Source organism: Mycobacterium lehmannii (genome assembly GCF_002245535.1).
In the GTDB taxonomy this organism is placed as follows: domain Bacteria; phylum Actinomycetota; class Actinomycetes; order Mycobacteriales; family Mycobacteriaceae; genus Mycobacterium; species Mycobacterium lehmannii.
Genome location: NZ_NKCN01000049.1, coordinates 1 through 10,052, shown reverse-complemented (window position 1 = coordinate 10,052; position 10,052 = coordinate 1). Strand labels below are relative to the sequence as shown.

Below are 10,052 nucleotides of genomic sequence, written 5' to 3'. Positions count from 1 at the left end.
GGCCGCTGCAGCACTCAACCTCACCCGACTCCACACAGCCACCGCATAGACCGGGGCCACACCACCAACCTGTACCACCAACCTGTCACCGCCCACCGGCAACCAACCACAAATCGCAACAGCCACTGGGCGAACGAAATCACGCCCAAGTCGCCTGACTACGATGGGCGAGTGCCCACCACCGAAGGAGATCCAGCCAACCCCGATGTGCTGATCGACTTCGCCAAGGTGTCGTTGCGGCGCGGGGGTCAGACCCTGATCGGCCCCATCACGTGGGCGGTTGAACTCGACGAGCGCTGGGTGGTCATCGGCCCCAACGGCGCGGGTAAGACCTCGCTGCTGCGCATCGCGGCGGCGCTGGAGTACCCGTCGTCGGGGACGGCGTACGTGCTCGGTGAGCGACTCGGCCGAACCGACATGTCCGAACTGCGCTCGCGGGTTGGGCTGAGTAGTTCGGCGTTGTCGCAGCGGGTGCCCGACGGCGAGGTGGTGCGCGACCTGGTGGTCTCGGCCGGCTACGCGGTGCTGGGCCGCTGGCGCGAGGCTTACGACGACGTCGACTACGAGCAGGCGATCGACATGCTTGAAAGCGTCGGCGCCGAACACCTGGCAATGCGCACGTACGGCACTCTGTCCGAAGGCGAACGCAAGCGCGTGCTGATCGCGCGGTCGATGATGACCGACCCCGAACTGCTACTGCTCGACGAGCCCGCCGCCGGACTGGACCTCGGTGGACGCGAGGAACTTCTGGCCCGGCTCGAGGATCTGGCCGCGGACGCGGATGCCCCGGCGATGGTTCTGGTGACCCACCACGTCGAGGAGATTCCGCGCGGTTTCTCACACGGACTGATCTTGTCCGAGGGCAAGGTGGTCGACTCCGGGCTGCTGCCCGACGTGCTGACCGCCGAGAACCTTTCCAGAGCTTTCGGCCAGGCGATCACGCTCGAGGTCGTCGACGGGCGGTACTTCGCGCGTCGTGCCAGGAGCCGGGCCGCGCACAGGAGACGAGCATGACCGAGGAACCACTGACGCCGAGGCCCGCCTCGACCGTGATGCTGATCCGCGACCAACGGGATGGGCTCGCCCGAGGAGTTGAAGTTTTCCTGATGCGACGGCACTCGGCGATGGACTTCGTCGCCGGCGTGATGGTGTTCCCCGGCGGCGGTGTCGACGACCGCGACCGCAACGCCGACATCGACTGGTTCGGTCCCGAACCCGACTGGTGGGCAGAGCGTTTGAACGTGGAGCCGAACCTGGCGCAGGCGCTGGTGTGCGCGGCGGCGCGCGAGACGTTCGAGGAGTCCGGGGTGTTGTTCGCCGGGGCCGCCGACGATCCCGACGTCCTGGTCGATGACGCCTCGGTCTACCACGAAGCACGCGCCGCGCTGGTCAACCGGTCGCTGTCGTTCGCCGACTTCCTGCACCGCGAGAAGCTAGTGCTGCGCGCCGATCTGCTTCGGCCGTGGGCCAATTGGGTGACGCCGAAGGAAGAACGCACCCGCCGTTACGACACCTACTTTTTCGTCGGCGCCCTGCCGGAGGGCCAACGCGCCGACGGCGACAACACCGAGACCGACACGGCCGACTGGATCACCCCGCAGCAAGCGCTTGACGATTTCGCCGCAGGCCGGACGTTTTTGCTGCCGCCGACATGGACCCAGCTGGACTCGCTCGCCGGCCACACCGTCGACGAAGTGCTTGCCGTGGAGCGTCAGATCGTCTCCGTCACACCGCATCTCGCGGCGAACAAGGACACCGGCAACTGGGAGATCGAGTTCTTCGACAGCGACCGGTACAACGCCGCCCGCAACCGCCGCAGCCCCGAGGGCTACGGATCCGACGCGCGCCAGGCATGAGCGAGTTCGTCTCGGTCCACACCAGCGATGAGCGGCCCGGCATCGCCACGTTGCTGCTGTCGCGCCCGCCGACCAACGCCCTGACCCGTCAGGTCTACCGCGAGCTGACCTCCGCCGCGCGAAGCATCGGCGACCGCGACGACATCCATTCGGTGATCGTGTACGGCGGCCACGAGATCTTCTCCGCCGGCGACGACGTGCCCGAACTGCGCACCCTCAACGCCGAGGAAACCGACACCGCCACCCAGGCCTGCCGCGAGGCCGTCGACGCCCTGGCTGCCATCCCCAAACCCACGGTCGCCGCGATCACCGGTTACGCGTTGGGTGGTGGGCTGACGCTGGCGTTGGCGGCCGACTGGCGGGTCTGCGGCGACAACGTCAAGTTCGGTGTGACGGAGATCCTGGCCGGCCTGGTGCCCGCGGGCGGCACCGCCCGACTGGTCCGCACCGTCGGCCTCAGCAAGGCCAAGGAGCTGGTCTTCAGCGGCCGGTTCATCGACGCCAAGGAGGCCCACGCGCTGGGCCTCGTCGACCAGATGGTCGCGCCCGACGGCGTCTACGACGCCGCGTTGGCCTGGGCGCAACGGTTCGTCGAGCATCCGCCCCAGGTACTGGCTGCGGCCAAGGCGACGTTCGACCTCTAGGCTGCCCTGTTATGAGCTTTGAGGAAACCGACACTGTTTCTGATGTCGCCGGCTCCCCGGCTCCGGTGTCCGATGTCGCCGGCTCCCCGGCTTCGGTGCCGAACCCGCACGCCACCGCCGAGCAGGTAGAAGCTGCCCGCCACGACTCAAAACTGGCCCAGGTGCTGTACCACGACTGGGAAGCCGAGAGCTACGACGAGAAGTGGTCGATCTCCTACGACAAGCGCTGCGTTGACTACGCCCGCGACCTGTTCGACGCCACGGTCCCGTTCGCCGAACAGCGCAAGCTGCCCTACGACCGGGCGCTGGAGCTCGGGTGTGGCAGCGGGTTCTTCCTGCTCAACCTGATCCAGGCGGGCGTGGCACGGCGCGGTTCGGTGACCGACCTGTCCCCGGGCATGGTCAAGGTCGCCACCCGCAACGGCGAGAACCTCGGCCTCGAGATCGACGGCCGGGTGGCCGACGCCGAGGGCATCCCGTACGACGACGACACCTTCGACCTCGTCGTCGGCCACGCCGTGTTGCACCACATCCCCGACGTCGAACTGTCGCTGCGCGAAGTGGTGCGGGTGCTCAAGCCCGGCGGCCGGTTCATCTTCGCCGGCGAGCCGACGAACGCGGGGGAGAACTACGCCCGCCCGCTGTCGACGCTGACCTGGCGGGCGGTGACCAACGTGACGAAGCTGCCCGGGCTCTCGGGATGGCGTCGGCCACAAGCCGAACTCGACGAGTCCTCACGCGCGGCCGCATTAGAGGCGGTCGTCGATTTGCACACCTTTTCTCCGGGCGACCTGGAGCGCATGGCAAGCAGCGCCGGCGCCGTCGAGGTGTCGACCGCCACCACCGAGTTCACCGCCGCGATGCTGGGCTGGCCGTTGCGCACCTTCGAGGCCGCGGTCCCGCCCGGGCGATTGGGTTGGGGCTACGCGAAATTCGCGTTCCACAGCTGGATCGCGTTGAGCTGGGTCGACGCCAACCTCTGGAGCCGCGTGGTGCCGAAGTCCTGGTACTACAACGTCATGATCACAGGGGTCAAGCCAGCCGCGTGACGGTGGCGTTCGGCGTCGAGGACGTCGACTATCTGCGCAGCCCGGCGGGTATCGACGCGCTGCGGGAAATCGCCACGCTGCGGTTGGCCGGTAACACGCTCGTCGCCGACATCGCTTCGGCGCGTAAGCGTTTCGGTCATCGAGCCGCCGTGCTGGTCGAGACCACGCTGCTGCGCCGCAAGGCGGCGGCCAAACTATCCAATCCCGATGGTTGGTTGTTCACCGACGAGGCCCTGCAGCAGGCCACCGCCGAACCGGTCGCCCGGCACCGCGCCCGTCGACTCAGCGGCACCCGGGTACACGACGCGACGTGCTCGATCGGCACCGAGCTGGCCGCGCTCCGCGAATCGGCAGACCTCGTCATCGGCAGCGATATCGATCCGGTGCGCCTGGCGATGGCGCGCAACAACGTCTACGGTGTGGACCTCTGCCGCGCCGATGCCCTTCGGCCCATCACGCACGGCACGGTCGTCGTTCTCGACCCGGCGCGGCGCAGGGCCGGACGCCGCCGGTTCGACCCGCGTGACTACGCGCCCCCGCTCGACGAACTGCTCGATGTCTACCGCCAACACAACACCGTCGTGAAGTGTGCTCCCGGAATCGATTTCGACGCCGTGAGGCGGTTGGGTTTCGACGGTGAGATCGAGGTGACGTCGCTGGCGGGCAGCGTGCGCGAAGCGTGCCTGTGGTCAGCCGGGCTCACCGAGGGTGGGGTCAGGCGTCGAGCCTCGTTGCTGGACACCGGCGAACAGGTCACCGACGACGAACCCGACGACTGCGCGGTGGCACCCGCGGGGACGTGGATCGTCGACCCGGATGGTGCCATCGTGCGCGCAGGGCTGGTCCGCCACTACGCGGCACGGCACGGACTGTGGCAGCTCGACCCCGACATCGCTTACCTGTCGGGCGACCAACTCCCGCCCGCTGTACGCGGCTTCGAGGTGCTCGACGAAGTCGCCTTCAGCGAACGGCGATTGCGGCAGGCCCTTTCGGCGCGCGAGGTCGGCGCAGTCGAGATCCTGGTGCGCGGCGTCGACGTCGAGCCCGACACGCTGCGGCCGCGGCTTCGCCTGCGCGGCTCACAGCAAGCTTCGGTAGTGATCACCCGCATCGGCACCGGAGGCGCAAGCCGGGCAACGGCATTCATTTGTCGTCCGTCGCGCTGAGCGTCCACGTATCCTTGCGGAGATGCGCCGGTATCCGGACCGGCGCCGGCTGCGAGGACGTCGATGCGCAATTTCAGGTGGACCGCTCTGGTTGCGGTGGCCGCCGTCGCCGGCACCGTCGCGATCCCCGCGGCCGCCGCCCAGCCGGGGTGCGCTGACCTGCAGGGCACGGTGGGGCCGGATCAGATATGCCGGGTGAACGTCGAAAAACCGAACTACACCTACGAATTGAGTTTCCCCAACGACTATCCCGACCAGGCGCCGCTGGTGGCCTACCTGACGCAGGCGCGCGACGGCTTCGTCAACGTCGCCGAGAACCCGGGTGCGGACGGAATGCGGTACGAACTCGACGCCGAAGGCACCGGCTACCGATCGGGGCCGCCGACCACCGGCACCCGCAGCGTGGTGTTCAGCGTCTGGCAGAACGTCGGCGGGGTGCGCCCGCAGACCTTCTACCAGTCGTTCAACTGGAACCTCGCCACGAATGCGCCGATCACCTTCGACACCCTGTTCAGGCCGGGCTCCGAGCCCATGGACGTGATCTACCGCGAGGTCGATCGATACCTGGAGAGGCAGGGACTCATGGCCCCGGTTCCGCCGGGCCAAGGCACCGATCCCGCGAACTACCAGAACTTCGCGCTGACCGACGACTCGCTGATCTTCTTCTTCAGCCAGGGCGGACTGTTCCCCGAATCGGCAGGCCCGGTTCAGGCGACGGTACCGCGCGCGGCGGTGGCGCCGATGCTCGCGCTGTAAGGCTCAAGTCCGCACCGATTCCCGCTTCTTCCCGGCGAGCGGGTCGTAGTTCTCCCAGAACGTCGCGCCGACGATGTCGAGCGCGTGCGGGTCGAACACCGGGTCCAGCCCGGCCCTCTTCTGCTCCTCGTAGTCCCACAGCGCCCGGTAGGCCGGTTGCTGGAGGATCAGGATGCCGACGATGTTCAACCAGGCCATCAACCCGACGCCGATGTCGCCGAGCACCCACGCCTCGGTCGCCGTCGACACCGCACCGAGGACCACCGAGACCAGGATCAGCGCCTGCAGCACCATGGTCGCGTTCGAGCCCACGGTGCCGCGGATCAGCGGCACCGGTGTCGTCGACGCCCGGCCGAGCAGAAATCGAAGGTTCGTCTCGGCCATGTAGTAGTACGCGATGATTGTGGTGAAGCAGAAGAACGCCAGCGAGACCGCGATGAAGGTCGAACCGGCGCCGTTCCAGAGGGTGTCGAACCCGATCTGGGCGAAGGCGGGACCGACCTCGACATCGTCGGGAAGCCGGCCGCCGTCGGCGAGCACCGCGCCGGTCGCGCTCTCACCCTCGAACACGCGGTACGCGCCGGTCGACAGGATCAGGAACCCGGTGGCCGAGCAGATGAACAGGGTGTCGACGTAGACCGCGAACGCCTGCACCAGACCCTGCTTGGCTGGATGCGACACCTCCGCGGCGGCCGCCGCGTGCGGGCCGGTGCCCTGGCCGGCTTCGTTGGAGTAGATGCCGCGTTTGACGCCCCACATCACCGCCGCGCCGATGATCGCGCCGAACGCGGAATCCAGGCCGAAGGCACTGGCGAAGATCATCTCCAGCACCGTCGGAATCCGTCCGGCGTTGAGGAGGACGACGATCAGTGCCAGCAGGATGTAGACGACGGCCATGAACGGTACGACGATCGAGGCGAACGCCGCGATGCGCTTGACGCCGCCGATGATGACGAACGCGAGCACGATGACGGTGCCGACGGCCACCCACCACTTGTCGAAGCCCCACGCCGATTCCATCGCAGAGGCCATCGAGTTGGACTGCACACTGGGCAGGAGCAGCCCGCATGCCAGCACCGTGACCGCTGCGAAGATCAGTCCATAGACTTTGAAGACGCGGGCGGCGCGGGTGTGGGCCAGCGCGCGGCTCAGGTAGTACGCGGGCCCGCCGCGGTACTCACCGGTCAGCGGGTCGCGGGTCTTGTAGATCTGGCCGAGCGTGCACTCCACGAACGACGTCGATGCGCCGAGAAACGCCACCGCCCACATCCAGAACAGCGCGCCGGGGCCGCCGAAGGCGATCGCGGTCGCGACGCCGGCGATGTTGCCCGTGCCGACCCGCCCGGCCAGCGACATCGTCAACGCCTGGAACGACGACACCCCCGACGGCGACTTCTCGCCCTTGAGCATCAGCCGGACCATCTCGCGTACCTGGCGTACCTGCACGAACCGGGAGCGAATAGAGAAGTACACACCTGCGGCCAGGCACAGATAGACCAGCGCGTCGCTCCACACGTAACCGTTGACTGCGTCGAGGAACTCGGACAATACGTCTCCTTAGCTCGGGTGCGTCCGCACGCGCCTCGCGGGGGTCACACGCGCACGGTGGCATGCTGGCATGCCCGCGGCCTCTATGTGTTTCGTTGCGGTGACAAACTCGATACGCGGCCGGTGCCGTGCACTACGCCGGTGCGAAGCCGTACACCATGCCGTCGCTGGTGGCGGTGACCACGCGGCGGTCCTTTCCGATGGAGACGCCGACCGGCCAACCCGTCGCCCTGGGCAGCGGATAGCTGTTGAGGGTGCGCCCGTCGGCGGGATCGAAGACCAGCAGCGCCTGTCCGGCGTCCTCCCCGTCGCCGTCGCGGACGACGGTGTAGGCGAGATCGGCGCCGGATCGGCTCGAGGTCGACAGCGGCGTGACGTCGTCGCGGGTCCATTGCACCTCGCCGCGGTCGCCTGCGTCCTTGATGGCGGTCAGCTTCGCCCCGGGCCCGCCGCCGGCGACGACCAGCCCGTCGGGTGACACGGAGGGCGGGGTCTGGGCGAGGTAGTCGAGCGGCACCGACCACTTTGCCTTGCCGTCGGCGGCGTTGAGCGCCCAGAGACGGTCGTCGCGTCCGTTGACGTAGACGGTCGATCCGTCGGCCGAAAACACCGGACTGGCAAGGGGTCCGCCGCCGACGGCGTCGCTGGTCCACTCGCGGGTCAGAAACGGCGACTGCCCGGGCCGGTAGCGCAGGCCCACGAGGATGGGGGCGTCGGCACCTGGCTCCCACAACGAGAGGACGACGGTCCCGGTGGCAGAGGCGAACGCCGGCGCGGCGGCCACCGGGCAGCGCGGGCGGGCCGGCCGGCAGTCGGCGAGGCCGCGCTCGGAGTCCTTGGGGTCGACGCCGGCGACCAGGTCGATCGGGCTGCCTTCGACCGTGCCGCGGTGGGCGTCGAAAACCAGCACCTGACCCAGGTGCGTCACGACCAGCAGGTGCCCCGGGCTCAGGATCCGCGCTGTGGTCGGCACCCCGATGACCGGTTGACGCCAGCGGATCCACTGCGTCGGGGGAAACGACAGCATGGCGCCGGGCTGTCCGATATAGAGGTTGTCGAAACCATCGAACAGCGGGCTCGACGCGCCGCCGCCCTGTACGAGGCGGGTGCACCAACGCTGCCGCGCCCTGTTGTCGGCCTCCCACACCATCAGCGAGCATCCGTCGGGGGTCTGCGCGTTGGCGGCCAGATAGCTGCCGGTGCCGAGTGCCACCGCGGCGCCGAGATCACCCTTGACAGACCGCATCCATTCCAGGCGCAGCGTGTCTGCACCCACGACGGGTTGGTAGCTGCTGTTGGCGGCATCGCTGTATTGGGCGGCCCAGCCGTCAGCTGCCTTGGCCTCGACCCAGGAGGTGGTGTCCTGGCAGCCCGCCAGTGTGGCCGTGATCAGCGCTGTCAGTAACGACACTGCCAGCACGGTCAATCGCCGGATCACTCGATCCTTCCCGTTCCTCGTCATCGGTCCACGTGAGGGTAACCGTTGCCGATTCGGACGCTCGCGTAGGCTTTCCGGCCATGACGACCATGTGGGGCGCGCCGCTGCACAAGCGGTGGCGAGGGTCGCGACTGCGTGACCCGAGGCAGGCGAAGTTCCTGACCTTGGCGTCGCTGAAATGGGTGCTGGCCAACCGCGCCTACACCCCGTGGTATCTGGTGCGGTACTGGAGATTGCTGAAGTTCAAGCTGCGCAATCCGCACATCATCACCCGCGGGATGGTCTTCCTCGGTAAGGGCGTCGAGATCGAGGCGACGCCGGAGTTGTCGACGATGGAGATCGGTCGCTGGGTGCACATCGGCGACAAGAACACGATCCGCTGCCACGAGGGCTCGCTGCGGTTCGGCGACAAAGTGGTGCTCGGCCGCGACAACGTCATCAACACCTACCTCGACATTGAGCTGGGTGATTCGGTGCTGATGGCCGACTGGTGCTACATCTGCGATTTCGACCATCGCATGGACGACATCAACGTGCCGATCAAGGACCAGGGAATCGTCAAGGGGCCGGTGCGAATCGGGCCCGACACGTGGGTCGGTGTCAAGGTCACGGTGTTGCGCAACACCACGATCGGGCGTGGTTGCGTGCTCGGATCGCATGCGGTCGTGCGCGGCGACGTGCCCGACTTCTCGATCGCCGTCGGTGCGCCCGCGAAAGTGGTCAAGAACCGCCAACTCGCATGGGAGACATCGGCGGCGCAGCGCGCCGAACTGGCCGCGGCCCTCGCCGACATCGAACGCAAGAAGGCCTCCCGCTAGCGAGCGTCACCTCTGTAGCGCGAGCGTCACCTCTGTGGCGCGAGCGACCGTGTCTGCGCACGACTCGCCGCTGGATTACGACAGTTCGCGGACGCTCGTCGCCGTTCGGCGACCGCGAACTGCTGACCACGACCCCCCCTAATCCCCTAATAGGGGCTTGAGCCGGCCCTGCATCCGTCTGCCGGAAGGAGGGGGTTTCGGCCCGTTTTCGGGATGTCCGCGGATTCGTAACGTTCGCATCAGTTCGCCGGAGGTCGGCGACCGGACATCCGAAAGGACCACTGAGATGAACGTAATCGACTGGATTCTGAACCTGTTCCGTGACGAGGTCTCGGCTCAGGCCTTCGTCGACGATCCAGAACGGGCCATGTGCGGCGCCGGCGTGCAGAACGCGTCCGCAGCCCAACTGCAGCACGCCGCCGCGGCCGTGACGCCTGCGGCGGTGGTGCATGGGGGTGGTGATCCGGTGGTGGGTTTGCAGCAGGCGGTGGCCCAGACGCATGGGATCGCGTTTGCCCCGCAGCGCCAGACCGAGGTGTTGTCCAATAACGACACCCTCAGCCACAACGACACCCGGTTCTTGAGCCCGGAGACCAACACGGTCAACCACGCCGGTGAGGACCAGCAGCAGGGTATCGGCAACTTCGGGTTGGAGTTCGGTGACATCACCTTTGGTGACAAGACCACCAACACCGCCACCGACGGCGGGGTGGTCAACACCGGCACCGCAGGCGATATCGATGCCACCAACGTCGAGGGTGACGGCAACGTCGTCGG

Annotated in this window: 10 protein-coding genes; 8 read left to right on the top strand and 2 right to left on the bottom strand. The window is 67.7% G+C overall.

Annotated elements, in window-relative coordinates; all coding sequences use genetic code 11:
* Positions 1–138 precede the first annotated feature (138 nt).
* From CEX87_RS26450 to CEX87_RS26425, 6 genes are all read left to right on the top strand, one after another.
* Positions 139–1,014, top strand: coding sequence for an ABC transporter ATP-binding protein (locus CEX87_RS26450; RefSeq protein ID WP_416171936.1), 876 nt, complete (start codon positions 139–141; stop codon positions 1,012–1,014).
* Positions 1,011–1,856, top strand: a complete 846-nt coding sequence (locus CEX87_RS26445) for an NUDIX hydrolase (RefSeq protein WP_068199396.1) — start codon at positions 1,011–1,013, stop codon at positions 1,854–1,856. Before CEX87_RS26450 ends, CEX87_RS26445 begins: the two co-directional genes overlap by 4 nt.
* On the top strand, positions 1,853–2,500 hold the full coding sequence (locus CEX87_RS26440) for an enoyl-CoA hydratase (RefSeq protein WP_064398486.1): 648 nt from the start codon (positions 1,853–1,855) through the stop codon (positions 2,498–2,500). The genes CEX87_RS26445 and CEX87_RS26440 overlap by 4 nt, the downstream gene beginning before the upstream one ends.
* 11 nt (positions 2,501–2,511) lie before the next feature.
* The gene (locus CEX87_RS26435) at positions 2,512–3,549 is read left to right on the top strand and encodes a class I SAM-dependent methyltransferase (protein ID WP_231984662.1); all 1,038 of its coding nucleotides are present in this window, start codon (positions 2,512–2,514) and stop codon (positions 3,547–3,549) included.
* Entirely contained in the window at positions 3,546–4,715 is a 1,170-nt protein-coding gene (locus tag CEX87_RS26430) for a THUMP-like domain-containing protein (RefSeq protein WP_416171935.1), read from the top strand. The genes CEX87_RS26435 and CEX87_RS26430 overlap by 4 nt, the downstream gene beginning before the upstream one ends.
* Positions 4,716–4,778: 63 nt before the next feature.
* Positions 4,779–5,471, top strand: a complete 693-nt coding sequence (locus CEX87_RS26425; protein WP_064398487.1) for an esterase — start codon at positions 4,779–4,781, stop codon at positions 5,469–5,471.
* 3 nt (positions 5,472–5,474) lie between these two features.
* Here CEX87_RS26425 and CEX87_RS26420 read toward each other — a convergent pair whose 3' ends face one another.
* On the bottom strand, positions 5,475–7,019 hold the full coding sequence (locus tag CEX87_RS26420) for an alanine/glycine:cation symporter family protein (protein WP_064398488.1): 1,545 nt from the start codon (positions 7,017–7,019) through the stop codon (positions 5,475–5,477).
* Positions 7,020–7,152: 133 nt separating this feature from the next.
* The gene (locus tag CEX87_RS26415) at positions 7,153–8,457 is read right to left on the bottom strand and encodes an outer membrane protein assembly factor BamB family protein (RefSeq protein ID WP_064398490.1); all 1,305 of its coding nucleotides are present in this window, start codon (positions 8,455–8,457) and stop codon (positions 7,153–7,155) included.
* Positions 8,458–8,537: 80 nt separating this feature from the next.
* Between CEX87_RS26415 and CEX87_RS26410 the strand changes: the two genes are divergently transcribed.
* Together CEX87_RS26410 and CEX87_RS26405 are read left to right on the top strand one after the other, a co-directional pair.
* Positions 8,538–9,275, top strand: coding sequence for an acyltransferase (locus CEX87_RS26410; protein ID WP_064349682.1), 738 nt, complete (start codon positions 8,538–8,540; stop codon positions 9,273–9,275).
* Between the two features lie 286 nt (positions 9,276–9,561).
* Positions 9,562–10,052, top strand: a 491-nt coding sequence (locus CEX87_RS26405; RefSeq protein ID WP_198957320.1) for an IniB N-terminal domain-containing protein, incomplete at its 3' end; no start/stop codon positions are given.

Bases quoted from the DNA above. Each gene is read 5' to 3' on its own strand.
- CEX87_RS26440 (WP_064398486.1), top strand. From the start codon at position 1,853: ATGAGCGAGTTCGTCTCGGTCCACACCAGCGATGAGCGGCCCGGCATC.
- CEX87_RS26410 (WP_064349682.1), top strand. From the start codon at position 8,538: ATGACGACCATGTGGGGCGCGCCGCTGCACAAGCGGTGGCGAGGGTCG.
- CEX87_RS26435 (WP_231984662.1), top strand. From the start codon at position 2,512: ATGAGCTTTGAGGAAACCGACACTGTTTCTGATGTCGCCGGCTCCCCG.
- CEX87_RS26425 (WP_064398487.1), top strand. From the start codon at position 4,779: ATGCGCAATTTCAGGTGGACCGCTCTGGTTGCGGTGGCCGCCGTCGCC.
- CEX87_RS26445 (WP_068199396.1), top strand. From the start codon at position 1,011: ATGACCGAGGAACCACTGACGCCGAGGCCCGCCTCGACCGTGATGCTG.